Raw genomic sequence first — 26,564 nt, forward strand, 5'->3', positions numbered from 1 at the left:
CTGTGCGCACGCTGCATCAGCAATCCAGCGGATTGCGCTTATCGGGGTCGATACCGAACTCGATGATGGCCTCGGCCACGACCTTGCGTTCGATGGCGCCGCGATCAGCGAGTGCCTTGAGTGCGGCGAGAGCAACCCAGCGGCGATCCACTTCGAAGAAGTCGCGCAGCTTGGCGCGCGAATCGCTGCGACCGAAGCCGTCGGTGCCCAGCACCTCGTACTCGCGCGACGGCACCCACTGACGGATCTGATCGGCGAACAGCTTCATGTAGTCGGTCGAGGCGATCACCGGACCTTCGCGACCTTCCAGGCACTGCTCGACGTAGGTCTTGCGCGGTTCTTCTGTCGGATGCAGACGGTTCCAGCGGTCCACGGCCAGGCCATCGCGGCGCAGCTCGTTGAAGCTGGTGACGCTCCAGACGTCGGCGCCCACGCCTATCTTCGCCAGCATGTCCACTGCGGCGCGTACTTCGCGCAGGATGGTGCCGCAGCCTAGTAGCTGCACGCGATGCTTGAAGTCGCCCTTGGCTTCCTCGAGCAGGTACATGCCCTTGATGATGCCGTCCTCTACACCCTGCGGCATGGCCGGCTGCTGGTAGTTCTCGTTCATCACGGTGATGTAGTAGTAGACGCTCTTCTGCTGCTCCATCATCTCGTGCATGCCGTAATGCATGATCACCGCCAGCTCGTAGCCGTAGGTAGGGTCATAGCTGCGGCAGTTGGGGATGGTGCTGGCGAGGATGTGGCTATGGCCGTCCTCGTGCTGCAGGCCTTCGCCGTTCAGCGTGGTGCGTCCGGCGGTACCGCCCAACAGGAAGCCGCGCGTCTGCGCATCACCGGCCGCCCAGGCCAAGTCGCCGATACGCTGGAAGCCGAACATCGAGTAGAAGATGTAGACCGGCAGCATCGGCTGGTTGTAGTTGCTATAGGCGGTGCCCGCCGCGATGAACGAGGAGAAGGCGCCGGCTTCGTTGAGACCTTCCTGCAGGATCTGGCCGTCTTTCTCTTCGCGGTAGTACATCACCTGATCGCGGTCGACTGGCTCGTACAGCTGCCCTACCGGGGAGTAGATACCCAGCTGACGGAACATGCCTTCCATGCCGAAGGTACGGGCTTCGTCGGCAAGGATTGGCACGATGCGCTTGCCCAGATCCTTGTCCTTGACCAGCTGCGAAAGGATTCGACCGAACGCCATGGTGGTGGAGATTTCGCGCTCGCCGGAACCGTCGAGTACGGCCTTGAGTGTTTCCAGCGGAGGCGTCGGAATGCTGAAGCTCTTCGGCCTGCGCTGCGGCAGATGACCGCCGAGCTTCTCGCGGCACTTGCGCAGATAGCGCATTTCCGCGCTGTCTTCGGCCGGACGGTAGAACGGCAGCTCTTCGAGTTGCGAGTCGTTGACTGGAATGTCGAAGCGGTCGCGGAACATCTTCAGGCTGTCGATATCGACTTTCTTGGTGTTGTGGGCGATGTTCTTCGCCTCACCGGCACCGGTGCCGTAACCCTTGATGGTCTTGGCCAGGATGACCGTCGGCTGGCCCTTGTGGTTGACCGCCTGGTGATAGGCCGCATAGACCTTGTAGGGATCGTGGCCGCCGCGGTTGAGCTTCCAGACTTCCTCGTCGGACATCTTCTCGACGCGCTTGAGCAGCTCAGGGTCGGCACCGAAGAAGTGCTTGCGCACGTAGGCGCCGTCTTTGGCCTTGTAGTTCTGATACTCGCCGTCGATCGCTTCGTCCATGCGGCGCTGCATGCGGCCATCTTCGTCGGCAGCGAACAGCGGATCCCACAGGCGGCCCCAGACGACCTTGTTGACGTTCCAGTTGGCGCCTTTGAACACGCCTTCCAGTTCTTGAATGATCTTGCTGTTACCGCGAACCGGGCCGTCCAAGCGCTGCAGGTTGCAGTTGATGACGAACACCAGGTTGTCGAGATTCTCGCGTCCGGCCAGGGAGATCGCGCCGAGGGTTTCCGGCTCGTCGCATTCGCCGTCGCCGATGAAGCACCAGACGCGCTGCTTGCCTTTCGGAATGAAGCCGCGGTTTTCCAGGTACTTCATGAAGCGCGCCTGGTAGATCGCGGTGATCGGGCCCAGACCCATGGAAACGGTCGGGAACTGCCAGAAGTCCGGCATCAGGTGCGGGTGCGGGTAGCTCGACAGGCCGTTGCCGTCCACTTCCTGGCGGAAATTCAGCATCTGATCTTCGGTCAGGCGGCCTTCGAGGAAGGCGCGGGCGTAGATGCCGGGAGAGGCGTGGCCCTGGTAGTAGATCAGGTCGCCGCCATGCTCCTCGGTCGGGGCCTGGAAGAAATAGTTGAAGCCGATGTCGTACAGGGTCGCGCTGGAAGCGAAGGTGGAGATGTGTCCACCCAGGTCAGGGTCCTTCAGGTTCGCGCGCATCACCATCGCCAGCGCGTTCCAGCGGACCAGGGAGCGAATACGGCGCTCCATGAACAGGTCGCCGGGCATCTTCGCTTCACGGGTGACGGGGATGGTGTTGCGGTAGGGCGTGGTGATGCCGTAGGGCAGGGGTGTGCCGCTACGGGTGGCCAATTCACCCATCCGGGTCATCAGGTAGTGGGCGCGGTCTTCACCTTCGCGATCGAGTACTGACTCGAGGGCGTCCAGCCATTCCTGGGTTTCGACGGGATCGAGATCTTGCATGGCTTGCTCCAGGGCGGAAAGGCTTCCAGAATCGGTTGCCTGCTTCGCTGCCGGCTTCGTGAGCCGGTGCGTTTATGTTCTTGGATGTTTGCCGGGGGTAGAGCCGGGCTCTGTAGTTTTACTACAAAACTGCGACTGTTTCAGCCCCCTATGACATTCTTTCGTAGTAAAACTACAACCGCGACGACTCGGTTTGACGGGCTGGCTCGCGCTCAAAGGCTCTAGCCTGGCGCTTTCGCTGTCCTGCTGCCGACCACGGCGTAAAGGAACCTTACATGAGTCTGCCACCGCTGGTTGCATTGCCGACGCCGCTACTGCCATTGGTCAACCGTGCCGAGGAGACGTTCCTCTCGGCGTTGCGCGGCTCGTCGGAGCAGGCTGGCGAGCGCTTCGGCAAATGGCCGACGGAACGCCGCGAGGCATTCGGCAGAGTCTGTGCAGCCAGTGACTTCGTCACCGAGCAGGTTAGCCGAGATCACGAAATGCTGCTGGGGCTGGCCGAGTCGGGGCTATTGGAGCGCTCGCTGCGGGCCGGTGAAATGCGCGCGATGCTCGCCGAGGCGCTCGCCGGCTGCGAAGGCGAGGACAGTCTGGCGAGGCTGCTGCGGCGTTTTCGCAATCGTCAGCAGGTACGAATCATCTGGCGTGACGTGACCCGTCAGGCGGATCTGGCTGAAACCTGTGGCGATCTGTCCGACATGGCCGACGCCTGCGTCGACCTGGCTTACCAGTGGCTGTATGCGCGTCACAGCGAGCAGTTCGGGGCGCCGACCGGCCGGCGCAGTGGTCAGGCGCAACAGATGGTCGTCCTTGGGATGGGCAAGCTGGGTGCGCACGAACTCAACCTTTCTTCCGATATAGATCTGATTTTCGGCTATCCCGAGGGTGGAGAAACCGTGGGCGCCAAACGTTCGCTGGATAACCACGAGTTTTTTCTCCGCCTCGGCCAGCGTCTGATCAAAGCGCTGGATGCGCCGACCGTCGATGGCTTTGTCTTCCGGGTGGACATGCGCTTGCGGCCGTACGGCTCGTCCGGCGCGCTGGTGCTGAACTTCAATGCGCTTGAACAGTACTACCAGGACCAGGGTCGCGACTGGGAGCGTTACGCCATGATCAAGGCGCGGGTCGTTGCGGGTGATCAGGTGGCGGGCAAGGAGCTGCTCGACATGCTGCGCCCGTTCGTTTATCGGCGTTACCTGGACTTCTCGGCCATCGACGCGTTGCGGAGCATGAAGCAGCTCATCCAGCAGGAGGTGCGTCGCAAGGGCGTGGCGGCAAATATCAAGTTGGGTTCTGGTGGCATTCGCGAAGTGGAGTTCATCGCCCAGGCCTTCCAGCTGATACATGGCGGACGCGATCTGAGCCTGCAGCAGCGCCCGTTACTGAAAGTGCTGGCAACCCTGGCCGGACAGGGCTATCTGCCACCCGCAGCTGTCGAGGAATTGCGCGAAGGGTATGAATTTCTGCGTTACACCGAGCATGCGCTGCAGGCCATCGATGATCGCCAGACGCAGATGCTGCCGGACAGCCAGACCGACCGCAGCCGCGTGGCGTTCATGCTCGGCTTCGACAACTGGGCGGCTTTTCATGAACGCCTGCTGCATTGGCGCGACCGAATCGACTGGCATTTCCGCCAGGTCATCGCTGACCCTGACGAGGATGAAAATGCCGAAGGCGAGGCATTGGTCGGCGGCGAGTGGCTGCCGCTTTGGGAGCAGGACTGGGACGAGGAGTTCGCTTGTCGCCAGCTGACCGACGCCGGGTTCCGAGACGGTCAGGCTGCTTGCCAGCGCCTCGCCGCGCTACGTAGCGCCCAGCAGGTGCGAACCATGCAGCGCCTGGGTCGTGAGCGGCTGGATGCATTTATCCCACGGCTGTTGGCGCAGGCGGTCGAGCAGGATGATCCGGACCTGGTGCTGGAGCGCGTGCTGCCGCTGGTTGAGGCGGTCGCGCGGCGCTCGGCTTACCTGGTGTTGCTGACAGAAAACCCCAATGCATTGGAGCGATTGCTGGAACTTTGCGCGGGCAGCCCCTGGATCGCCGAGCAGATCGCGCGTTTTCCGCTGCTGCTCGATGAGCTGCTCAACGCCGGGCGACTGTTCCGTCCGCCGCAGGCGCCGGAGTTGGCCGCCGAGCTGCATGAGCGTCTGGCGCGGATTCCGGAAGACGACCTGGAGCAGCAGATGGAGGCGCTGCGGCACTTCAAGCTGGCGCACCGGCTGCGCGTGGCGGCTTCGGAGATCGCCGGCACCTTGCCCCTGATGAAAGTCAGCGACTATTTGACGTGGCTCGCCGAAGCGACCCTCGAACAAGTGCTGGCCCTTGCCTGGCGGCACACGGTGGCACGTCACGGCCAGCCGCAGCGGGTTGACGGCACGCCCTGCGATCCGTCGTTCGTCATCATCGGTTACGGCAAAGTTGGCGGCATCGAGCTCGGCCATAGCTCTGATCTGGATCTGGTGTTTATCCACGACGGTGATCCCAATGCCGAAACCGACGGTGCCAAGCCCATCGATGGCGCGCAATTCTTCACTCGTCTCGGCCAGCGCATCATTCATCTGCTGACCACCCAGACCACCTCCGGGCAGCTCTATGAAGTCGACATGCGGCTGCGGCCATCCGGCGCTTCCGGATTATTGGTGAGCTCGTTGGGCGCCTTCGAGCGCTATCAGACTCAGGAAGCCTGGACCTGGGAGCACCAAGCCTTGGTTCGTGCGCGAGTGTTGGTTGGCTGCTCTCAGTTGGCTGAAGATTTCGAGCGGGTGCGCGCGGCCGTACTGGCACGGCCGCGTGATCTAGAACAGCTGCGCCGTGAGGTCAGCGAGATGCGCAGCAAGATGCGCGACAACCTCGGCACGCGCACGACTCAGGCCGGCATGGCTGACAAGGCCTTCGAGGCAGAGGGCGCGTTCGATCTCAAGCACGACGCCGGTGGTATCGTGGATATCGAATTTATGGTGCAATACGCGGCTTTGGCGTGGTCGCACCAGCATCCGCAACTGCTGCGCTATACCGATAACATCCGCATTCTCGACGGGTTGGAGCAGGCCGGGTTGATGACCGGCGATGAGGTTCGGTTGCTGCAGGACGCCTACAAGGCCTACCGAGCAGTGGCTCACCGGCAATCACTGCAGAAGCTTCCCGGTGTGGTGAGTGGGGACCAATTCCATGACGAGCGTCGCGCGGTGATGCGCTTTTGGCGCGAGCTGGGGCTCAGCTGAACTCGTCTGCAAACAGAGCATTTATCGAATTCCGAGGTGGCAACAATGTCGATGGCCGATCGTGATGGCGTGATCTGGTATGACGGTGAGATGGTTCAGTGGCGCGACGCGACCACCCATGTGCTGACTCACACCCTGCATTACGGCATGGGCGTCTTCGAAGGGGTGCGCGCCTACGATACGCCGGCTGGCACCGCGATTTTCCGCCTGCAGGCGCATACCGATCGCCTGTTCGATTCGGCGCACATCATGAACATGAAGATGCCGTACTCGAAAGAAGAGATTAACGAGGCGACTCGCGCCGCGGTTCGTGAGAACAATCTGGAAAGCGCGTACATCCGTCCGATGGTCTTCTACGGATCCGAAGGCATGGGCCTGCGCGCCAGCGGCCTGAAGGTCCACGTGATCGTCGCCGCCTGGCACTGGGGTGCCTACATGGGCGACGAAGCACTGGAAAAGGGCATCAAGGTCCGCACCAGCTCCTTCACTCGCCACCACGTCAACATCAGCATGACCCGCGCCAAGTCCAACGGCGCCTACATCAACTCGATGCTGGCGCTGCAGGAAGCCATCTCCGGCGGCGCCGACGAGGCGCTGATGCTCGATCCGGAAGGCTACGTCGCGGAGGGTTCGGGCGAGAACATCTTCATCATCAAGGACGGCGTGATCTACACCCCTGAAGTCACCGCCTGCCTCAACGGCATCACCCGCGGCACCGTGCTGACCCTGGCCGACGAACTGGGCATCAAGGTGGTGGAAAAGCGCATCACCCGCGACGAGGTCTATATCGCCGACGAGGCCTTCTTCACCGGCACCGCCGCCGAAGTCACGCCGATTCGCGAAGTCGATGGCCGCAACATCGGCATTGGCCGCCGTGGTCCGGTCACCGAGCGCATCCAGAAGGCTTACTTCGATCTGGTGTCCGGCAAGACCGATGCGCATGCCGAATGGCGGACATTGGTCAAGTAAGCCGCAAGCTGGAAGCCAGAAGCTGGAAGTGAAGACCACTTCCGCGCTGGCTGCCAGCTTCAAGCTTATGGCTTCCAGCTTATGAATATTCTGATCGTAGGTCCCAGCTGGGTCGGCGACATGGTGATGGCGCAGACGCTGTTCATCTGCCTGAAACAGCGCCATCCGGATTGCCAGATCGACGTACTGGCGCCGGAGTGGAGTCGTCCGATCCTTGAGCGCATGCCCGAGGTCCGCCAGGCCCTGAGCTTCCCGCTCGGCCACGGCGTGCTCGACATGACGACCCGGCGCAAGGTCGCACAGAGCCTGCGTGGCCAGTATGAGCAGGCGATCCTGCTGCCCAACTCGCTGAAATCGGCACTGGTGCCGTTTTTCGCCGGCATTCCCAAGCGTACCGGCTGGCGCGGCGAGATGCGCTTCGGGTTGCTCAACGATATCCGCAAGCTAGACAAGCAGCGCTATCCGTTGATGATCGAGCGCTTCATGGCGCTGGCCTTCGAGCCGGGCGCCGAGCTGCCCAAGCCCTATCCGAACCCGTCGCTGCGCATCGACAGCGAGAGCCGTGATGCGGCGCTGGCACGCTTTGGTCTGCGCATGGATCGGCCGGTACTGGCGCTGTGTCCAGGCGCCGAGTTCGGCGAATCCAAGCGCTGGCCAGCCGAGCATTTCGCCAAGGTGGCCGAAGCGAAGATTCGCGAAGGCTGGCAGGTCTGGCTGTTCGGTTCGAAGAACGATCACGCCGTGGGCGAAGATATCCGTCAGCGACTGATTCCCGGATTGCGCGAAGAGGCGCTGAACCTCGCGGGTGAAACCAGCTTGGCCGAGGCGATCGATCTGCTGTCCTGTGCCGAAGCCGTGGTTTCCAATGATTCAGGGCTGATGCATGTGGCCGCCGCGCTCGCCCGCCCGCTGGTGTCGATCTATGGCTCCACGTCTCCCGCCTTCACACCGCCATTGTCCGAGCAGGTCGAGGTCGTCCGCCTGGGCCTGGACTGTAGCCCTTGTTTCGAGCGCACCTGCCGCTTCGGCCACAACAACTGCATGCGCGAGCTCGAGCCGAATAGGGTGAACGAGGCGCTGGATCGCCTGATTCCTCAGTCGATCGAGGTGCGCTGAGTGAGGGTGTTGCTGATCAAGACCTCGTCGCTAGGCGACGTGGTGCATACGCTCCCGGCGGTGACCGATGCACAGCGCGCGGTTCCCGGCATCCAGTTCGATTGGGTGGTGGAAGAGGGCTTCGCCGAAATCCCCGCCTGGCATCCGGCGGTGGCACAGGTCATCCCTGTGGCGATTCGCCGTTGGCGCAAGCAGCCTCTGCAGACGCTTCGTTCCGGTGAGTGGCGGCGGTTCAAGGCGCGCCTGCGCGAGGCCCGCTACGATCTAGTCATCGATGCCCAGGGGTTGCTTAAAAGTGCCTGGATGACACGTTACGTCAAGGCGCCGATTGCCGGTCTGGATCGTGACTCTGTACGTGAACCGCTGGCCTCGCGCTTTTATGATCGCCGCTACGCTGTGCCGCGTGACCAGCACGCTCTGGAGCGGGTACGCCAATTGTTCGCCCAATCGCTCGGCTATCCCGTGCCCGAGACGATCGCCGACTACGGCCTGGATCGTAACCAGCTGGCGACGCCGGGCGAGGCCCCCTATTTATTGTTCCTGCATGGCACCACCTGGCCGAGCAAGCATTGGCCGGAGCAGTACTGGCGCGAACTGGCCGAGCGGATGAGCGAATTCGGTTGGGCGATCCGTCTGCCGTGGGGCAATGCAGACGAAAAAGCGCGTGCCGAGCGCATCGCTGATGGCTTGGCTGGCGTGTCGGTACTGCCCCGGCTGAATCTCGGCGGAATTGCCAAGGTCGTTGCCGGTGCGCGGGCCTGTGTTGCGGTCGATACAGGCCTCGGTCACCTCGCGGCGGCGCTGGACGTGCCGAGCATCTCGCTTTACGGCCCAACGCTCCCTGGCCGTGTCGGTGCGTACGGGCGCTCGCAAGTACATCTGTGCGCCAGCGGCCCGAATGCCGGCAAAGGCGATCGTCATAAACCCTGCTTCGACGACCTCTCGCCCGAGCGCGTCGCAAGCGAACTCAAGGCCCTGTTGCGGTCATCGGGGATGCACTGATGCAGTTGGCCTTCATTCTTTACAAGTATTTTCCTTTCGGCGGACTGCAGCGGGACTTCATGCGCATCGCGCTCGAGTGCCAGCGTCGCGGCCATGGCATCCGGGTCTATGCGATGATCTGGGAAGGCGAGGTGCCGGACGGCTTCGAAGTATTGATCGCGCCGGTCAAGGCCCTCTTCAATCACGCGCGCAATGAGCGCTTCACGGCCTGGGTCGAGAAGGATCTGGCGAAGCGCCCGGTGGACCGGGTCATCGGTTTCAACAAGATGCCCGGTTTGGACGTCTACTACGCGGCCGACCCCTGTTTCGAAGACAAGGCGCAAACCCTGCGCAACCCGATCTATCGCCGCTGGGGGCGCTACAAGCATTTCGCCGAATACGAGCGTGCGGTGTTTGCGCCACAGTCGAAGACCGAAATCTTGATGATCTCTGAAGTGCAGCAGCCGTTATTCGTCAAACACTACGCGACGCCGGCAGAGCGCTTTCATTTGTTGCCGCCGGGTATTGCTCAGGATCGCCGTGCACCTGCCAACGCCGCAGAAATCCGCGCCGAGTTTCGCGAGGAATTTGAACTGCAGTACGACGAGTTGCTGCTGGTGCAGATCGGCTCCGGCTTCAAGACCAAAGGCCTTGACCGCAGCCTCAAGGCCGTGGCTTCCCTCCCTCGCGACTTGAAAAAGCGCACTCGTCTGTTCGTTATCGGCCAGGACGACCCCAAGGCCTTCCAGCTCCAGGCCAAGACGTTGGGCATTTCTGCGCAGGTCGAATTTCTCAAGGGTCGCAGCGATATCCCGCGTTTTCTTCTAGGCGCCGACCTGCTGATCCATCCCGCCTACAACGAGAACACCGGCACCGTGCTGCTGGAGGCGCTGGTCGCCGGGTTACCTGTGCTGGTGACCGATGTCTGCGGTTACGCGCATTACATCGCAGATGCCGACTGCGGGCGCGTTGTGCCGAGCCCGTTCAAACAGGACGATCTAGATCGTTTGCTGGCCGACATGCTGGCTGATGATGAGCAGCGCAGGCGCTGGGCAAAAAATGCGTTGGCTTATGCCGAGACCGCGGACCTCTACTCGATGCCGCAGAAGGCGGCCGACGTGATTCTGGCGGAACGTCCATGAAACTGATTCTTGCCGAGCCCTTCAAAACGCTCTGGGCGGGGCGTGACCCGTTCGAGGCCGTCGAACAATTGCAGGGCCAGGTCTACCGCGAACTGGAAGGCCGCCGCACCTTGCGTACCGAGGTCGATGGGCGTGGGTTTTTCGTCAAGATCCACCGCGGGATCGGCTGGGGCGAGATTTTCAAGAACCTGAGCACTGCCAAGGCGCCAGTACTGGGCGCCGGGCAAGAGTGGCGGGCCATTCAGCGACTGCATCAAGCGGGCGTGCCGACCATGACCGCGGTGGCTTATGGCGAGCGTGGTGGAAATCCTGCGGCGCAGCACTCCTTCATCATCACCGAGGAGCTGGCGCCGACGATCAGCCTCGAGGATTACAGCGCCGATTGGCTGCAGAATCCGCCTGAGCCGCCGCTCAAGCGTGCGCTGATCGCCGAAGTCGCGCACATGGCCGGCACCATGCATCGCGCCGGGGTCAATCATCGGGACTTCTATATCTGTCACTTCCTGCTGCACACCGACAAGCCAGTAATGGCCCAGGATTTTCGACTGTCGCTGATCGATCTGCACCGCGCCCAGACCCGTACACAGACGCCGCGTCGCTGGCGCAACAAGGATCTGGCCGGGCTGTATTTTTCGGCATTGGGCATCGGCCTGACCCGTCGCGACAAACTGCGTTTTCTGCAGACCTATTTCCAGCGTCCGCTGCGCGAGGCTCTGCGTGACGAGGCTCCGTTGCTGCGTTGGCTGGAAAGCAAGGCGGACAGGCTTCAAAGCCGTTATGAGCGCAAGTACGCGCCGGGTGCTCAATGAGTGGCTGGCGGGTCGTCGGCGACATTACGGCCGGCGCGGCACACGCGTTTGCCAGTCTGGATACGGTTTTTGCGCTTGAAGGCGAGCCGATCGCGCGCGACCCGCTCTCCGAGGTGATCCGCGTCGAATACGACGGCCTGCGCTATTACATCAAACGCTACTGGGCAGCGGGTAAGAATCTGCGACGCTACCTGGGGCGTCCGCGGGTCAAGGCTGAATGGCAAAACCTCAAGCATTTCGAGCGCTGGGGCATACCCGTGGCGCCGCTGGTGGCCTGGGGTATGGAACGCCGCGCTGGTGCATTCGCGCGCGGCGCGCTGATCACCCTGGAAGTACCAGATACCTTGGACATGGCGGCGCTGGCCAAAGGCAACGACCCACGCCTGGGCGACCGGAGCTGGGTCGAGCGCATCAGCCGGCAGGTGGCATCTGCGACCCGTACCCTGCACGACCATCGCTTCGCCCATAACGACCTGAAATGGCGCAACCTGCTGGTCAACGGCGCCGGTGAGCTGTTTCTGATCGATTGTCCGTCCGGCGACTTTTGGCGGGGGCCGCTGCTGCGCCGACGCATCGTCAAGGATCTGGCCTGCCTGGATAAAGTCGCCAAGTATCACCTGAGCCGCACTCAGCGGCTTCGTTTCTACCTGCAATACCAGCAACGCCCGCGTCTGGTATCGGCTGACCGCGCGTTGATCGACCAGGTGCTCAAGTACTTCGAGGGGCGTGAATGAGAGCCGAGCTAAACCCCGCCGAGGCCTATCTCAAGAAGGATGCCCGTGCTCCGGTCATCGATTCCTTGTTGGAGCGTATTGCCAGTCATCGGCAAAGCAAGGGCGCGCGTTCATGAATCTGACGGAACTCGCACGAGCCGGGCGCTCGCCGGCTTTGCCCTTGAACGTGACGCTACCCGCTGGCGAGCTGACGTTGCAGCGGTGGATGCGCGTATTGCCAGGGCAACGCTATGTCGCCAAGGCGCAATGGCAGGGCCGTGACGTGCTGGCCAAACTGCTGGTCGGTGGCAAGGCCGAGCGCCACTTCGAGCGTGAGCGGCGAGGCGCACGGTTACTGGCCGAGCAGGGGATGACCACACCCGCTTTGCTCGTCGAGGGGTTCGCGGCAGGGCAAGGCGGTTGGCTGCTGTTCGACTTCCTCACCGATGCCGAAAGCCTCGAACAGGCCTGGCGCGATGTGGCGCAACAGCCGCTGTTATCCGATGCGCAGCAGGCGGTGCTGGGTGAAGCGCTGGGCGCTGTGGCGCGCTTGCATTCCCGCGGCCTGTGGCAGAGCGACCTGCACCTGGACAACCTGTTGCGCCATGAGGGGCGGCTGTATCTCATCGATGGCGGCGGCGTGCAGGCGCAGACACCGGGCCAACCGCTTGATCGTGACAAAGTGCTGGCGAACCTTGGCGTCTTCTTTGCCCAGCTGCCTGCCAGCCTCGAACCGCATATCGAGGCGTTGCTTGTGCATTACGTCTTGGTCAACGGCGAGCATGCGCTGCCGCTGGAAGCCTTGCTGCGAGAAATCGCCAGCGTTCGGTGTTGGCGGTTGCGCGATTACCTTGGCAAGCTCGGGCGTGATTGTTCCTTATTCAGCGTAAGCCGCAGCCTCGGTCAATTGCGTGTCCTGCGCCGTGAGGATGAGCCGGCGCTGCGTGAGCTTCTGGCTGCGCCGGATGAGGCTGTCGAAGCAGGACGGGCGCTGAAACTGGGCGGTAGTTCGACCGTGGCCCTGGCCGAGCAGTCTGGACGGCAACTGGTCATCAAACGCTACAACATCAAAGGACTGGCGCACTGGCTGCGGCGTTGCTGGCGGCCGAGCCGCGCTTGGCACAGCTGGATAGAAGGCAATCGCCTGGCATTTCTCGGCATCGCCACGCCCCGGCCGCTGGCGATGCTGGAGTTGCGTTGGCTGGGCCTGCGCCGCCGCAGTTACCTAGTTACCGAATACAGCGCAGGCGAGGATATAATCGCTCGTTTCCAGCCGTATCTCTCCAGTTCACCGCCCGAGTCCGAATTGGTGGCGCTGGATCAGCTATTCGAAGCCATGCTGCGCGAGCGCATCAGCCATGGCGATATGAAAGGCACCAACCTGTTCTGGGAGCAGGATCGCTGGGCGCTAATCGACCTGGACGCTGCGCAGCAACATAGTAGCGATACCAGCTTCGCCCGCGCCTATGCCAAGGACCGTGCGCGGTTTCTGCGCAACTGGCCAGCCGACTCAGCGCTATGTCGGTTACTGGATGCACGTTTACCGAAGGACAGCTTGAAGCCAGAAGCTTGAAGCTGGAAGAAAAGCCCTCTGGGGTTGAACTAGACATATTCGCTGTTGCTTCGAGCTTCCGGCTTCAAGCTTCAAGCTGCTTTTAAGAGGCTTCCAACCCGTGTCATTGACGATTCTCGGCCTTTCCGGCGCCCTCAGTCATGATCCTTCCGCCGCGCTGTACATCGACGGCAAACTGATCGCCGCCGTCGAAGAAGAGCGCTTCGTGCGCGACAAGCATGCCAAGAACCGCATGCCCTACGAGTCGGCCAAGTTCTGCCTGGAGCAGGCCGGGATCAAGCCGAGCGACGTCGATGTGGTGGCGATTCCGTTCGCGCCCATCAGCATCTTCGAGAAGGCCCGTTGGCACTACGCCAAGCGCTACTGGTACGCGCCGGACCGCGCGCTGGACGCCATCCTCATGGGCAATCGCCGCTATCACCGCTACAAGAAGCGCATCCAGTGGTGCCTGCAGCAGCTCGGCTTCGACCTGAAGAAGGTCAAGCTGCAGCCGGTCGAACATCACCTGGCCCATGCCTCCAGCGCCTACCATTGCTCCGGCTTCACCGAGAAGACCGCCATCCTCGGCATCGACGGCAAGGGCGAGTACGCCACCACCTTCTTCGGCTGGGGCGAGAACGGCAAGATCCACAAGATCAAGGAATTCTACGATCCGGATTCGCTGGGCGGCCTGTACGGTGCGATCACGGAATACCTCGGCTTCGAGATGCTCGACGGCGAGTTCAAGGTCATGGGTATGGCGCCCTACGGCGATGCGGCTAAGTACGATTTTTCCCGTCTGGCGAAATTCGAGAACGGCGAACTGACCATCAACACCGACTACGCCAACGTCATCGGTTTCCGTCGCTACAAGGAAAAGGGCAAGGGCTTCTACTTCTCGCCCAAGCTGATCGACTGGCTCGGTCCCAAGCGCGAAGGCGATATCGCCGACGATCCCTACATCCATTACGCCGCCAGCATGCAGGCACTGTTCGAGAAGCTGGCACTTGAGATGTTGGACTATTACCTGGGTGACATCATTCGCGAGACAGGCAAGATCGCCTTCGCCGGAGGTTGCGCGCTCAACGTCAAGCTGAACCAGAAAATCATCGCCCGCCCCGAAGTGAAAGAGCTGTTCGTCCAGCCCGCCTCCGGTGATGCTGGCACCGCGGTCGGCGCTGCCGCCTACGTCTCGCACCAGCGCGGCGTGCCGGTGGAGAAGATGGAGCACGTCTACCTCGGCCCGTCCTATAGCAACGAGGACGTCATCGCTGCCTGTGCGCGCCACCCCAGCCAGCCGGTGTGGCAGAAGATCGACGACGTGCCCGAGCGTATCGCCAAGATCATGGTCGATGGCAACCCGGTGGCCTGGTTCCAGGGGCGTATGGAATTCGGTCCGCGCGCCCTCGGTGGCCGTTCCATCATCGGCTGCCCGAGCATTCCGGGCGTGGCCGACCGCATCAATGAGCAGATCAAGTTCCGCGAGCGCTGGAGACCTTTCTGCCCCTCAATGCTCGATACCGTGGCTGAGCAGATGCTAAAGGTTGACCATCCCAGCCCGTTCATGACTTTCACCTTCGAAGTCAATGAAGAGTGGAAAGAACGCGTCAGCGAAGTCGTCCACGAAGACGGCACCTCTCGCGCCCAGGTGCTCAAGCGCGAATACAATCCGCGCTGGTACGATCTGATGCTGGAACTGGAAAAGCTCACCGGCAACGGCGTCTCGCTGAACACCTCCCTCAACCGTCGTGGCGAGCCGATGATCTGCTCGCCGACCGATGCGTTGAATATGTTCTATGGGTCGGATCTGCAGTATTTGATCATGGAAGATATATTGGTTGTGAAAGGCGACAAGCTGGAATGACAGCGTCCGATCCATGGGTTTTGCAGTTCTGCCATGGCTATGACGGCCCGTTTCTGGATTGTGCGCGTCAGTACGCCGCGCTTTTCACAGGCACGCCGTACAAGGTCTGTACCGTCTACCTGACCGGGTCGCCGAGCGACGAGGTCATTCGCGGTTCGGCTTCGGATGAGGTGATCTTTCTCGGCTACGACAGCAAGGATGTGCGTGGGCTCAAAGTCGGTGCCATGCGCCGGCTTCGCAGCATCGCGGCCAAGCGAGATTATCGGTTCTGCATCGCTCATCGGTTCAAACCGATCTACATTGCGTTGCTGGCGACCGGGCTGCCGGTGATTGGCGTACATCATGCCTTCGGCGTTTATAGCCGGCCCATGCGCCGCTGGTTCGTCAATCGTTTTCGTGCTCGCTTGCTGCTGCTCGGCGTTTCCAATGCGGTGCGTGACGAGATGCGTGCTGGTCTCCCCGGCTGGGAAAGCGCGCGTATCGAAACCCTTTACAATCGCATCGACGTCGCCGCCGTGCAGGCCGAGCAGGTCTCCCGCCTCGATGCCCGTACGGCGCTGCGGCTGCCTCCGGATGCCTGGGTAGTTGGCAACGCCGGCCGCCTGCACCCCGACAAGGATCAGGCCACCCTGATACGAGGTTTCGCCCAGGCATTGCCACGACTGCCCGCCGGCAGCCTGCTCGTGATCATGGGTAGCGGCCGGTTGGAAGTGCCGCTTCGCCAACTGGCCAAGGACCTGAATATCGCAGATCAGGTGCGACTTCTCGGACAAGTGCGGCACGGCAGGCGCTACTTCAAAGCGTTCGATCTCTTTGCGTTGACCTCTGACCACGAGCCATTCGGCATGGTGCTGCTTGAAGCCATGGCGGCAGAGGTGCCGGTGGTCTGCACCGATTGTGGCGGTGGGCGTGAAGTAGTGGAGGGCATCGGAAAGGTATTTCCTTTGGGGGACAGCGATGCGTTAGCCGCTGAGTTGGTGGCAGCGGCACAACCGGATACTGGTTTGGCTCGACCGACAGCCACGACTCTCGAGCATCTCACCGAACGTTTTTCCGATGCACGTGCGCAGCGTGATTTCAATGCGATCTTGTCGAAAGGGTTCTTTCACGGATGATCGACGATTGCACGCCTGCTAACCGAGGATTCAAACAATCGAAAGTTACTAGAAGGCAGCGCCATGCTTCTTTAACTTCGCCAGCGTATAGCCAGATTTTCGACCGTGCTTGCAACGTGCCGTTGAGTATGGACCTAGCGCTGCGCAGTATGCGGTCTTACGCGTTGAATGATTCATGAAAATAGCAGTCGCATTTTTCGGAATTCCCCGCAACAGTTCCATCTGCTTTCCGTCTATTGAGCAGAACATCTATCAGCACCTGCCAGGCAATGCGCAGGTGCGGTCTTACTACCACCTTTACGAGCCCCAGCTGGTCAATAACCCGAGGTCTGGGGAGAACGGTTTCATTGGCGAGTCCAATTATCTGCCTTTCGCTCGTATGGACGGTCGCCTTGAGGAAGCGGGCGCCTGTCTGAAGCGCTGGGATTTCGACGAGATCAAGAAACACGGGGATGTATGGCGGGACGATTTCAAGTCCTTGTCCAATCTGATACATCAGTTGAACTCTCTGCATGCGGTAACTGCGCTGGTCGATGGGTTTGATCCCGACGTCGTGCTTTTCGTACGTCCCGATCTGCTCTATCACGATGCCCTGCCCAGGTTCGTGCTCAGCGCCTGTGCATCAGACCGCCGCGCGGTCTACATCCCCCATTGGCAATGGTGGAACGGTCTGAACGATCGTTTTGCTGTTTGCGGTCGTGACGTCTATGCCGCTTACGGTCGTCGTGCAGAGCTTATGATTCCTTTCTGTCTGCAGGAGCAGCGTGGTCTGCATGCCGAACGGTTGCTGCGTTTCTCCGTGGGCCAGGCTGGCGCTTTGGTGCGCACACTTGACATGCGGGCATCTCGGGTTCGACTGAATGGGGAGTTGGTCGAGGAAACTTTCTCATCCAAGCATTCCATGGGTCGTCGAGAGAGTCGTTTCGTGCTGCCGATGGCGCGTTTGCGCTCGCAGTTCGACAAACTACGGTATCGGCAGGGCGGTACGCTTGGCTGATTTATGGAAGACCGTCCAATGCTGACAGTTCTGCTACTTGTGCAAAAAGAACAGCGCGTCATGCTTGACCGCTTGTATGAAAGTATTGCGCATAATTGTGAATGCGACACTCGGTGGCTGAGTCGTAATGAACAGGCCAATTTGAAGCGCTACTTCGCCGAGAGCGTAAACCCGCAAGGGTATAACCGCATTGTGTTCTTCGTGCGCTTCAAGCAGGAGATTCGGCAAGTTGGCTTCATTCGCAGTGTGCCGAATCTGGTGATACTGGAGCACGACGCTTATCAGAACTACATCACCTGCAAATACACCGGGAAGTTCAGCGCACACTATCGGCGCTTGCCGTGGGTGCGTGTAATCAGCTCTGGTTTCATGGTCAGCGAGCGGCTTCGCCAGGAAGGTTTCGATGCAGTCTTCGTCCCCAAGGGTTACGACCAGACATCGCTGCGCGATCTGAGGCAGGAGCGAGATATCGAGCTGGCCTTCGTCGGCAGCACCAAAAGCGGCGCCTATAGCGAGCGCAAGGCGTTACTCGATGAGCTGGCAAAAGTCGAAGATCTGGTCGTTACACGCACCAATTCCGGCGAAGACTATTGCAATACCCTCAATCGTATTCGCTTCTTCGTCAGTGCCGACGTCGGCATGGGCGAATACATGATCAAGAACTTCGAGGCTATGGCTTGCGGTTGTGTATTGCTGGCGTGGGATCAGGGCGAAGCGGAAAACAAGGCGCTGGGTTTCGTCGATATGGAAAACCTGGTGCTTTACCGCAGTGTCGATGAGCTGCGAAGCAAGCTGGTGATGTTGCGTTCGGATCCCGACCTGGCGGCGCGCATCGCTTCTGCGGGTCGGGCCTTGGCGGAGCGGGAGTACAGTTTCTCGCGCATCGGGCAGCGTATCGTCCAGTCGTTGGATAAGCCGTTGCGGGACCGCCCGCCGATGGGCCTGTGGGATCGACTGCGCCTGTACTGGAGGCTAAAGTGAATCAATCACGTATTCGCTTGCTGATTCCCTATTTCGGCCGATGGCCGTTCTGGATGCCGTTTTTCCTGCAGACCTGCAAGCGGAACGCCGATATCGACTGGCTCTTTTTCAGCGATTGCGGAACGCCAGACGACCTTCCGGATAACGTACGGATCGTACCGATTTCGTTTGCTGACTACTGTCAATTGGTCAGCGAGCGTCTGGGCATATGCTTCAAGCCGACCAATCCTTACAAGCTCTGCGATATCAAGCCTGCGCTAGGGCATATCCACGCCGAGTATCTGGATGGCTTCGACTTCTGGGGGTTCAGCGATATCGATCTCGTCTACGGTGACCTGCGCGGCTATTTTTCAGAGGAGCGGCTCGTACGATACGATCTGCTGTCTACCCACGCACGTCGCGTTTCGGGGCATTTGTGTTTGCTGCGCAATAACGAGCGTATGCGCCAAGCGTTCATGCGCGTTCCCGGCTGGCAGGCCTGTTTCGAAAATCCCGAGCACCGCGCATTCGACGAAGCGGCGTTCAGTCGATTGTTCATTCGACGAAAAAACTGGCCCGAGGCGCTTCGGCGGGTCGCCGACCGCTTCAATCCGTGGCGTCGATGCAGTGAATTCAACGAGGCGTTCAGCACGCCGCACGCGCGGGTTCCATGGCTCAGCGGTGGCTTCGATTTCCCCGATTGCTGGATCTGGAGCGACGGGCGGCTGACCAACAACCGGGATGGTGCGCGAGATTTTCCCTATTTCCATTTCATAACCTGGAAGAACGCCAAGTGGTCCGGCCGTTCCCCAGAACTGCTGATGCAACCTGGCGATCTCGCCGCTCAGCCATCGTGGTGCGTTACCGAGCAAGGGTTTCGCACGTTTGACGGCGTGTTTGCCGCTACCGAGCGGAGAGCGGGTACCGATGACTCGCTTTAATCCCGGAGCCATCATGCTGGAGTATTCGGCTTGAGCATCGTCAGTATCGTGTGGTCTTCGGGCAACGCGCATGCCTCGATCCATCAGGTGCATGAGCAGATCCTTTCCCTCGTGGCTGATAAGAGAGGGGTCCACACCTGGATGCTGATGGGCCGAGAGGCTGCGAGGGATCCGGGTTGCGGGCAAACGCTGCATTGGCGGTTGAGCGCGAAGGCGCTCAAAGGCCGGGGTGTTTGGAAGCTTTCGCAGTGGTGGCTACAGCGGCGCCTCGCCCGCGAGATCGAACGGGTCAATCCGAAAGCGTTGTTGCTCGATGGCATTGGCGTGGCACGGCTGATCATTCCGGTGGTGGCGAGGCTGAACCCCTCCATTCAGGTCATCGTAGTCTTCCATGGGCAGAGCCGCATACGCCGCAGCGACTCGAGGTTGTTCAGCGCGATCGCTGCGCATCGCCTGAAGCTCGTCGCGGTGTCCGAGGCGCTCGCCGAATCCCTGGGCGCGAAGCTGGGGAGAACAGTATCCGCTACGCGAACGGCGATGAATCCGCACACATTCAAGCAGGCACTGATTTCCCGCGACGAAGCCAGGATGAGGTTGGGCGTTGATAGCGCATGCATTGTCCTGGGCGCGGTCGGACGGCTGGTCGAGGAAAAGGGCTTTCTGCCGATGCTCGATGTGCTGAGAGAGTTGTCGCGCACGCGGACGGACATCCACCTGGTGCTCGTGGGCGACGGGGAGCAGCGACCGGAACTAGAGTCACGTATCCGGTGCCTGGGCCTGGAGCGAATGGTGACGCTGGCGGGGCATCGCCAGGACGCTGCACAGCTGTACCAGGCGTTCGACGTGATGTTGATCCCGTCCCGCAGCGAGGGGTTGGGTTTGGTTTTACAGGAAGCGGTGATGGCGCATGTGCCGGTTGTGGCCAGTGATCTACCGGTCTTCGTCGAGCAGTTGGGGCTCAGAGGTATTTACGTCTCGCCGAACGATGTGTCCGGCTGGGTCGCGGCCATTGAGCACGTACTCGATTCGGATCGGCGATCGCTCGCCGGTGAGCAGGATCATCAGCTCGCACCGGAGGTCGCCTGGGAGCAGTTCTGCAACAGCTATGCGGAACTGCTGACCAATGACGCGGACCCGGTCAGGGCATCGTAGAACTGCGAAAACGGAAAGGCGTTCTGAAATTTTTCACGTTCCAGGTATCGGCTGAAGTGCGCTAGGTTGCGTCGGATCATGTGATTAGGTAGAGATCGACCCAGGAAACGCATGTCGGCGATATCGATCAGCCCCAGCGAACCGTGCGGGGTGAGGACGATATTGCCCAGATGCAGCGAGCGGAAGTAGATGCCCTTGCGGTGCAACTCGCGTACGAAGCGGATCAGTTCAGGCAAGATCGGCGTCCAGCTGAATTCAGGCTGCTTGGCGAGCTGAGTTAGCGAATTGCCTGGCAGCGGGGCGTAGAGCACCGCGCTGGCCGACTTGTCGGGAAGCTCGTATAGCGCCTGGACGCTCAGCGTGGCGATGCCAAGAGCCTGGAGGCGTTCGGCGTTATTGGCGAAGCGGCGCGAGTAAGGACGTAAAAGTGCTGAGGATAGCCAGCGCTTACGACGAAAGATTTTTAGAAACTGACCGTTCTCAAGCTGCAGGACTTTAGGGCCCAGGCCATCCGCCTCGAGAACGGCCGCATTATGGGTGAGCTGTTGCAAGTCTCGCTGGCATAATTGGCTTACGTGCATTGTGGAGAGGGCCTTAAGCAGTGTACGAACGTCGAGCAGGACGTGCATTCTAACATCGCTGATACTGGCGCATTTTGCTGTTTTCCGAAGGGGTAATATGGATAGCCGTCGCATAGGGCTGGCCTGGCTGACGCTGGGTTTGCTCTGGTTTTTGCTTGGTATAACGTGGATTTCGACGGCTAAGCTTTACCAACAAGGCTTGATTGTTCTGTTCTGGATTCCAGCTATCTGGTCGTCCTGGTCTTATCGCGCATTGCTACTCGACCTCTGGCGGCAGGAAAAGCCGCTTGTGGCGGCATTGTTTGCATTGGTCGCGTGGGCTGCAATCAGCGTGTTCTGGAGTACTGCCGAGGAGCCTGCGCGCGAAGCCAAACGACTGTTTTATGTGCTGTTTTTCCTACTGGGTTTGGTTTGCCTAGGGCAGATACCATCGCGTGTCGTCTCTGTCCTGCGGTGGGCTGGTTTCGGTCTGGCACTTGCTGCGCTGGCCGCGCTGATACAGCGCTATGGGCTCGAGGCGAAGCCCTGGGCATGGCGGGCGCAGGGGTTCGGCCTGCTCGATCATCCGATTATCGGCGGCTATGTATTTGGCATGGCGCTGATCTGGTGGTTCTGTTTGCCACCCAGGCGGACTGCGCTGCGGGTGGTCTGGGCGGCCGGTTTGTTGGCGCTTTTTACGTTCATCGTGATGACACAGAGCCGTGGTGTATGGGTTGCCCTGCTGGCCAGTGTGCTGTTGATGCCTGTTTGGCGGATTGGACGGGCCGGTTTGATCGCGGCCGTCTTGCTACTTTTGGTGGCTGCCGTCGGTTACTGGTTATTTGGCAACTATGTGGTCGCTAGAGGCACCTCTTATCGCCCCGAAATCTTCGCTGCAAGCCTAGGAATGGTCGCTGATCGGCCCTGGCTGGGTTTAGGGTTGGGGAGCGAGTACCAAGTCGAAGCCTTGGGGCGCATGTTCGACCATACTCATAACCTGTTTACCCATGTGGCTTTAGAGCTTGGACTTCCCGGTCTCGTGCTTTGGTTGGCAATCTGGGGTCGCAGCTTTGCCATCGCGATACAGGAGCGGTCAACGACTCTTGGTAGCGTGTTGTTGGGTATGCTGTTGTTCAGCACAATGGCGCTATTGTTCGATGGCGCGAACCTGTGGGACTCTCCTCGCCCCGAGTGGTTCTTGACTTGGCTGCCGGTGGGTCTAGCGCTGGGGCTGAGGGCAGGGTCGGCTACCTCACTGTGCTACCATTTCCGCCCTTCGACATATGAGTTGCATTCTCCTATGAGTGGCTCACCCCTGAAGGCCGACACGGCTTCAAGTCTAAGCATCTACCTGAGGTTGCTGCGCTACGTGCTCCCCTATTGGGGGCTATTCGCAATTAGCCTTCTCGGCTTCCTCCTTTTCGCCTCCACCCAGCCGATGCTGGGCTACATCCTCAAGTTCTTCGTCGATGGATTGAATAACCCGGATGCTAGCTTTTTCGCCCAGGTGCCTCACCTGAAAGAGCTGGAATGGCTGGCCGAGCTGAAGCTCCTGCAGGCCGTGCCGTTGTTGATCGTGCTCATTGCGTTGATGCAGGGCATTGGCTCATTTTTCGGCAATTATTTTCTAGCCAAGGTTTCGCTGGGCCTGGTTCATGACTTGCGCGTCGCGCTGTTCAACAACCTGCTGACGCTGCCCAATCGCTACTTCGACAGCCACAACTCCGGCCATCTGATTTCGCGTATCACCTATAACGTGACGATGGTCACCGGTGCAGCGACTGATGCGATCAAGGTTGTGGTGCGAGAAGGCATGACCGTCATTTTCCTATTTGGCACGCTGCTTTGGATGAACTGGAAGCTGACCATGGTGATGGTGGCGATTCTTCCCGTCATTGGTGTCATGGTTTCCAGCGCCAGCAAGAAATTCCGCAAGCAGAGCAAGAAGATTCAGGTCGCGATGGGTGATGTCACCCATGTCGCTTCCGAAACCATTCAGGGCTACCGAGTCGTGCGCAGTTTTGGCGGCGAGAGCTACGAGCAGCATCGCTTCTTCGGCGCCAGCACGGATAACACCGCCAAGCAGCTGCGCATGGTCAAGACTAACGCGGTCTATACGCCAACCCTGCAGTTGGTTATCTACAGTGCGATGGCGCTGCTAATGTTCTTGGTTCTGTTGTTGCGCGGGGATGCATCGGCGGGCGATCTGGTGGCCTACATCACGCTGGCGGGCCTGTTGCCAAAACCGATCCGGCAGCTTTCGGAAGTCAGTTCGACGATTCAGAAGGGTGTGGCTGGTGCAGAGAGCATTTTCGAACAGTTGGACGAGGCCCAGGAAATCGATAGCGGTACGCTTGAGCGTGATCGGGTCAATGGGCGTCTCGACGTCAGTGGCCTGAGTTTCGTTTATCCCGGCACCGATAAGCAGGTGCTGCATGATATCAATTTCTCGGTGGAGCCGGGGCAGATGGTGGCGCTGGTCGGACGATCTGGCAGCGGCAAGTCGACCCTGGCGAATCTGATTCCTCGCTTCTATCACCATGATCAAGGGCAGATTTTGCTGGATGGAGCGGATATTCAAAGTTACAGGCTGCGCAATCTGCGCCGGCATATCGCGTTGGTCACTCAGCAGGTCACGCTGTTCAACGACACGGTTGCCAATAACATCGCCTATGGCGATCTGGCCGGCGCACCGCTGGAAGATATCCAGCGTGCGGCCCGCGACGCCTACGCCGATGAATTCATTGAGCAGATGCCTGAGGGTTACCAGACCCAAGTTGGAGAAAATGGCGTACTGCTGTCCGGCGGCCAGCGTCAGCGCTTGGCCATCGCCCGTGCGCTGTTGAAGAACGCGCCGGTACTGATTCTGGACGAGGCGACCTCGGCGCTGGACACCGAATCCGAGCGGCACATCCAGGGTGCGCTGGATCATGCGATGACGGGGCGCACCACGCTGGTGATAGCGCACCGCCTGAGTACCATCGAAAAGGCCGATCTCATTTTGGTGATGGAGCAGGGGCGTATCGTCGAGCGTGGTACGCATGCCGAATTGCTTGTGGCCAATGGCGCCTATGCCAGGTTGCACGCAACACAGTTCAAGGATGAGGGCGAGGCCTAGGCTGAACGGTGGACCTGCCGAATGACGCAGGCCAAGGTCTGTCAGGTTCGGCCGGTTCACTGCGCCGCAGGTCCGCAACGCTCTGCAATCGCCATGCTCTCCCTGTGTTTACGGCAAGAATTCGCCAGTCCCATGCTGCTATGCTTTGCAGCGTTTTTTCTTCCGCCCCGGAGCCCTCATGAAACTGTCCATGCCCCGTTTCGACCAAGCCCCCGTTCTGGTAGTGGGCGATGTCATGCTCGATCGCTACTGGCATGGCGGCACGTCGCGGATTTCGCCGGAGGCGCCGGTGCCGGTGGTCAAGGTCGAGCAGATCGAGGACCGTCCCGGAGGTGCGGCCAACGTCGCGCTGAACATCGCGGCGCTGGGCGCTCCGGCTGCGTTGGTGGGGGTAACCGGTGAAGATGAAGCGTGCCAAAGCCTGGCCGACAGTCTGGCCGCAGCCGGTGTGCAAGCGCATTTCCAGCGCATCGAGCATCAGCCGACCATCGTCAAGCTGCGGGTGATGAGCCGCCACCAGCAACTGCTGCGCATGGACTTCGAGGAAGCCTTCGAAACCGATGCTGGAGCATTGCTCGAGGACGTCGAAGGATTGCTGGCTGGCGTCAGAGTGCTGGTGCTGTCCGATTACGGCAAGGGCGCGCTGAAGAATCATCAGGCGCTGATCGAGGCTGCTCGCCGCCGTGGCATTCCGGTGCTGGCCGATCCCAAGGGCAAGGATTTCGAAATCTATCGTGGCGCCTCGCTGATTACGCCGAATCTCGGCGAGTTCGAGGCCATCGTTGGGCGATGCGCTGACGAAGTCGAGCTGGTGGCCAAGGGCGCTGAGCTCATGCAACAGCTGGAGCTTGATGCTTTGCTCGTAACCCGAGGCGAGCATGGCATGACGCTGCTGCGTCCGGAGCACTCTCCGTTGCATTTGCCGGCGCGCGCACGTGAGGTGTTCGATGTCACCGGAGCTGGCGATACCGTCATTTCGACCCTGGCGGCAGCCATCGCTGCGGGGGAGGAGCTGCCGCAGGCCGTGGCGTTGGCCAATCTGGCCGCCGGTATCGTGGTTGGCAAGCTGGGCACCGCCTGCATCAGTGCGCCTGAGCTGCGCCGTGCCGTGCAGCGCGAGGAGGGTTCAGAGCGCGGGGTGATGACGCTCGAGCAACTTCTCACCGCGATCGAGGACGCCCGCGCCGAAGGCGAGAAGATCGTTTTCACCAACGGCTGCTTCGACATTCTGCACGCCGGTCATGTGACCTATCTGGAGCAGGCCCGCGCGCAGGGCGATCGACTGGTCGTTGCGGTCAACGATGACGGCTCGGTGAGTCGCCTGAAGGGGCCGGGCCGGCCGATCAATTCGGTCGATCGGCGCATGGCCGTGCTGGCAGGCCTCGGTGCTGTCGACTGGGTCGTTTGCTTCGCCGAAGACACGCCGGAAAAACTGCTCGCCAAGGTCAGGCCGGACGTGCTGGTCAAGGGCGGCGACTACGGCGTGGATCAGGTGGTCGGGGCGGATCTGGTCACCGCCTATGGCGGCGAGGTGAAGGTGCTGGGGCTGGTCGAGAACAGCTCGACCACGGCGATCGTCGAGAGGATTCGCAAGGCCTAGAGGGGTTGTAAACGGCCGAGCGTAACCATGCGCAAAGCGCTACGGTCGTGCTCCGGAGCGGACGGTAGAGTGAGCTCGTACTGTTCCTGCGTAGGAGTGGGTCATGCCCATGAAGAACTCCGCGCCGTATATGGCTTTTGTTCGCAGGCATGGCCTGCTCCTTCAAGGTTGGCGGGCCTCTCAGCGCGTCACGGCCGCGGGCCTCGCCGCCCACCATTCCCTCCAGCGGATGCGCTCATCGCGAACCACCCAGCCCTCCTGCTGCGTAAAGCTCTCGGCTAGCCATAGTCCCCGCGTGCCTAGCGTGGTGAGTTGGCCGTTGCGCAGGTGCAAGAGCTGCTCCTGCGGCTGGCCTTCATGCAGCGGGACCAGATAGAGGTCGGGCCGGCTACGGTCCAGTTGGGCGATCAGCTTGTCGCCCTCGAGCCGCTCGTCGACATGAAACAGGCTGAGTTCGCGGGTTTCCTTCGGCAGATCGAGGCGCATGTCGTAGATCAGTTGCAGGGAAGCGGTTGGTAGATGGACATAGGCCCGCGGGCGTTCCATCAAGGTCATCTGGCCGCATTGCACCGGTTTGGCCGATCCGGATAACGAAGCCAGATTGAAATGCACCGCCTCGCGATAACGCAGGCTGCCTTGGTAAGGTGCGGGCAGCCAGGTATCGCCAAATCGCCCGGCGAGCCAGCCTTCGGGCGTTTCCAGCAGGCATTCTTCAGCGACTTCGTGAATCGCGGTCAGCAGCGGCAGGCTGAGCTCATGAGCTGGCACGTAACCGGAAATCAACTTGAGCACGACGTCACCGCGGTCCTGGCGTTGCTGGCGCACCAGTACCCAATACTCCCGCCCCTGCCAGCAAAGCGTTAGGCGTACCGACACTCCGAGGTTGGCCAGTTCGATATCGAAGCGGCTCGGATCGTCAACGACCACGGGGCGGCGGCGCTCGAGCATCTCGCTGAAATTGAGCGGCCGCCCGAGGCTCTGGTACCGCAAGCCTTCGGGGTTGGCCTCGACGAGCAATGGCAGGGTTTTGAACGTGCTCGGGTTCTTGCGGATCAACACGCGCGGCATTCGGCTCCTCCTGACGTAGGCGGC

Annotated in this window: 18 protein-coding genes and 2 pseudogenes; 17 read left to right on the top strand and 3 right to left on the bottom strand. The window is 60.8% G+C overall.

All coding sequences use genetic code 11. From position 1 onward, the window contains the following. Positions 1 to 16 precede the first annotated feature (16 nt). Complete coding sequence (gene aceE / locus E0D86_RS08830; RefSeq protein WP_131649636.1) at positions 17 to 2,662, bottom strand: pyruvate dehydrogenase (acetyl-transferring), homodimeric type; 2,646 nt, start codon at positions 2,660 to 2,662, stop codon at positions 17 to 19. Positions 2,663 to 2,937: 275 nt separating this feature from the next. Here aceE and glnE point away from each other — a divergent pair, with 275 nt between their 5' ends. From glnE to E0D86_RS08900, 14 genes and pseudogenes are all read left to right on the top strand, one after another. Next, positions 2,938 to 5,883 (top strand): bifunctional [glutamate--ammonia ligase]-adenylyl-L-tyrosine phosphorylase/[glutamate--ammonia-ligase] adenylyltransferase, encoded by a 2,946-nt coding sequence (gene glnE, locus E0D86_RS08835; RefSeq protein WP_131649637.1) that lies wholly within the window; start codon positions 2,938 to 2,940, stop codon positions 5,881 to 5,883. A 45-nt stretch (positions 5,884 to 5,928) separates the two neighbouring features. Further along, positions 5,929 to 6,852 (top strand): branched-chain-amino-acid transaminase, encoded by a 924-nt coding sequence (gene ilvE / locus E0D86_RS08840; RefSeq protein WP_131649638.1) that lies wholly within the window; start codon positions 5,929 to 5,931, stop codon positions 6,850 to 6,852. Between the two features lie 81 nt (positions 6,853 to 6,933). After that, complete coding sequence (gene waaF, locus E0D86_RS08845) at positions 6,934 to 7,968, top strand: lipopolysaccharide heptosyltransferase II (protein ID WP_131649639.1); 1,035 nt, start codon at positions 6,934 to 6,936, stop codon at positions 7,966 to 7,968. Then, positions 7,969 to 8,970 carry a lipopolysaccharide heptosyltransferase I gene (waaC, locus tag E0D86_RS08850; RefSeq protein ID WP_131649640.1) on the top strand — a complete coding sequence of 334 codons (1,002 nt, stop codon included), beginning with the start codon at positions 7,969 to 7,971 and terminating at the stop codon, positions 8,968 to 8,970. Continuing rightward, a complete protein-coding gene (locus tag E0D86_RS08855) occupies positions 8,970 to 10,091 on the top strand; it encodes a glycosyltransferase family 4 protein (RefSeq protein ID WP_131649641.1) in 1,122 nt (373 codons plus the stop codon). Before waaC ends, E0D86_RS08855 begins: the two co-directional genes overlap by 1 nt. Beyond that, complete coding sequence (gene rfaP / locus E0D86_RS08860; RefSeq protein ID WP_131649642.1) at positions 10,088 to 10,900, top strand: lipopolysaccharide core heptose(I) kinase RfaP; 813 nt, start codon at positions 10,088 to 10,090, stop codon at positions 10,898 to 10,900. Before E0D86_RS08855 ends, rfaP begins: the two co-directional genes overlap by 4 nt. Next, positions 10,897 to 11,634 carry a lipopolysaccharide kinase InaA family protein gene (locus E0D86_RS08865; protein WP_131649643.1) on the top strand — a complete coding sequence of 246 codons (738 nt, stop codon included), beginning with the start codon at positions 10,897 to 10,899 and terminating at the stop codon, positions 11,632 to 11,634. The genes rfaP and E0D86_RS08865 overlap by 4 nt, the downstream gene beginning before the upstream one ends. A gap of 112 nt (positions 11,635 to 11,746) precedes the next feature. Next, positions 11,747 to 13,186 carry a lipopolysaccharide kinase InaA family protein gene (locus tag E0D86_RS08870; protein ID WP_131649644.1) on the top strand — a complete coding sequence of 480 codons (1,440 nt, stop codon included), beginning with the start codon at positions 11,747 to 11,749 and terminating at the stop codon, positions 13,184 to 13,186. Between the two features lie 100 nt (positions 13,187 to 13,286). Continuing rightward, positions 13,287 to 15,072: pseudogene (locus E0D86_RS08875) on the top strand (carbamoyltransferase). Next, a complete protein-coding gene (locus tag E0D86_RS08880; protein ID WP_131649646.1) occupies positions 15,026 to 16,144 on the top strand; it encodes a glycosyltransferase in 1,119 nt (372 codons plus the stop codon). The pseudogene E0D86_RS08875 and the gene E0D86_RS08880 overlap by 47 nt, the downstream one beginning before the upstream one ends. Before the next feature lie 175 nt (positions 16,145 to 16,319). After that, positions 16,320 to 17,141, top strand: a complete 822-nt coding sequence (locus tag E0D86_RS08885; RefSeq protein WP_131649647.1) for a hypothetical protein — start codon at positions 16,320 to 16,322, stop codon at positions 17,139 to 17,141. Between the two features lie 21 nt (positions 17,142 to 17,162). Next, entirely contained in the window at positions 17,163 to 18,122 is a 960-nt protein-coding gene (locus E0D86_RS08890; protein ID WP_131650030.1) for a glycosyltransferase, read from the top strand. 53 nt (positions 18,123 to 18,175) lie between these two features. Continuing rightward, positions 18,176 to 19,042 (top strand): DUF6625 family protein, encoded by an 867-nt coding sequence (locus E0D86_RS08895; RefSeq protein ID WP_219852974.1) that lies wholly within the window; start codon positions 18,176 to 18,178, stop codon positions 19,040 to 19,042. A gap of 30 nt (positions 19,043 to 19,072) precedes the next feature. Then, complete coding sequence (locus E0D86_RS08900; protein ID WP_131649649.1) at positions 19,073 to 20,194, top strand: glycosyltransferase; 1,122 nt, start codon at positions 19,073 to 19,075, stop codon at positions 20,192 to 20,194. Here E0D86_RS08900 and E0D86_RS08905 read toward each other — a convergent pair. Further along, a complete protein-coding gene (locus tag E0D86_RS08905; RefSeq protein WP_131650031.1) occupies positions 20,146 to 20,775 on the bottom strand; it encodes a toluene tolerance protein in 630 nt (209 codons plus the stop codon). The two genes, E0D86_RS08900 and E0D86_RS08905, sit on opposite strands and share 49 nt — an antisense overlap. A 592-nt stretch (positions 20,776 to 21,367) precedes the next feature. On the opposite strand from E0D86_RS08905, the pseudogene E0D86_RS21575 reads away from it, so the two are divergent. The 3 genes and pseudogenes from E0D86_RS21575 to hldE all read left to right on the top strand — a co-directional run. After that, positions 21,368 to 21,793, top strand: a pseudogene (locus E0D86_RS21575) (O-antigen ligase family protein); the annotation flags it as partial. A gap of 261 nt (positions 21,794 to 22,054) precedes the next feature. After that, the gene (gene msbA, locus E0D86_RS21580; protein WP_256681186.1) at positions 22,055 to 23,872 is read left to right on the top strand and encodes a lipid A export permease/ATP-binding protein MsbA; all 1,818 of its coding nucleotides are present in this window, start codon (positions 22,055 to 22,057) and stop codon (positions 23,870 to 23,872) included. 178 nt (positions 23,873 to 24,050) lie between these two features. Next, on the top strand, positions 24,051 to 25,472 hold the full coding sequence (gene hldE / locus E0D86_RS08915; RefSeq protein ID WP_131649650.1) for a bifunctional D-glycero-beta-D-manno-heptose-7-phosphate kinase/D-glycero-beta-D-manno-heptose 1-phosphate adenylyltransferase HldE: 1,422 nt from the start codon (positions 24,051 to 24,053) through the stop codon (positions 25,470 to 25,472). A 180-nt stretch (positions 25,473 to 25,652) separates the two neighbouring features. Here hldE and E0D86_RS08920 read toward each other — a convergent pair whose 3' ends face one another. Next, the gene (locus tag E0D86_RS08920; RefSeq protein WP_131649651.1) at positions 25,653 to 26,540 is read right to left on the bottom strand and encodes a metal ABC transporter ATPase; all 888 of its coding nucleotides are present in this window, start codon (positions 26,538 to 26,540) and stop codon (positions 25,653 to 25,655) included. Between the last annotated feature and the right edge of the window lie 24 nt (positions 26,541 to 26,564).

The organism is Pseudomonas sp. IC_126 (genome assembly GCF_004331835.1).
Taxonomy (GTDB): Bacteria; Pseudomonadota; Gammaproteobacteria; order Pseudomonadales; family Pseudomonadaceae; genus Stutzerimonas.

Excerpts from the sequence above, each read along its gene's own strand:
- E0D86_RS08855 (WP_131649641.1), top strand. The coding sequence starts at position 8,970 with ATGCAGTTGGCCTTCATTCTTTACAAGTATTTTCCTTTCGGCGGACTG.
- rfaP (WP_131649642.1), top strand. The coding sequence starts at position 10,088 with ATGAAACTGATTCTTGCCGAGCCCTTCAAAACGCTCTGGGCGGGGCGT.
- E0D86_RS08920 (WP_131649651.1), bottom strand. The coding sequence starts at position 26,540 with ATGCCGCGCGTGTTGATCCGCAAGAACCCGAGCACGTTCAAAACCCTG.
- glnE (WP_131649637.1), top strand. The coding sequence starts at position 2,938 with ATGAGTCTGCCACCGCTGGTTGCATTGCCGACGCCGCTACTGCCATTG.
- waaF (WP_131649639.1), top strand. The coding sequence starts at position 6,934 with ATGAATATTCTGATCGTAGGTCCCAGCTGGGTCGGCGACATGGTGATG.
- hldE (WP_131649650.1), top strand. The coding sequence starts at position 24,051 with ATGAAACTGTCCATGCCCCGTTTCGACCAAGCCCCCGTTCTGGTAGTG.
- E0D86_RS08885 (WP_131649647.1), top strand. The coding sequence starts at position 16,320 with ATGAAAATAGCAGTCGCATTTTTCGGAATTCCCCGCAACAGTTCCATC.
- E0D86_RS08905 (WP_131650031.1), bottom strand. The coding sequence starts at position 20,775 with ATGCACGTAAGCCAATTATGCCAGCGAGACTTGCAACAGCTCACCCAT.
- aceE (WP_131649636.1), bottom strand. The coding sequence starts at position 2,662 with ATGCAAGATCTCGATCCCGTCGAAACCCAGGAATGGCTGGACGCCCTC.
- msbA (WP_256681186.1), top strand. The coding sequence starts at position 22,055 with ATGAGTGGCTCACCCCTGAAGGCCGACACGGCTTCAAGTCTAAGCATC.
- E0D86_RS08895 (WP_219852974.1), top strand. The coding sequence starts at position 18,176 with ATGCCGTTTTTCCTGCAGACCTGCAAGCGGAACGCCGATATCGACTGG.
- E0D86_RS08870 (WP_131649644.1), top strand. The coding sequence starts at position 11,747 with ATGAATCTGACGGAACTCGCACGAGCCGGGCGCTCGCCGGCTTTGCCC.
- E0D86_RS08880 (WP_131649646.1), top strand. The coding sequence starts at position 15,026 with ATGACAGCGTCCGATCCATGGGTTTTGCAGTTCTGCCATGGCTATGAC.
- ilvE (WP_131649638.1), top strand. The coding sequence starts at position 5,929 with ATGTCGATGGCCGATCGTGATGGCGTGATCTGGTATGACGGTGAGATG.
- E0D86_RS08865 (WP_131649643.1), top strand. The coding sequence starts at position 10,897 with ATGAGTGGCTGGCGGGTCGTCGGCGACATTACGGCCGGCGCGGCACAC.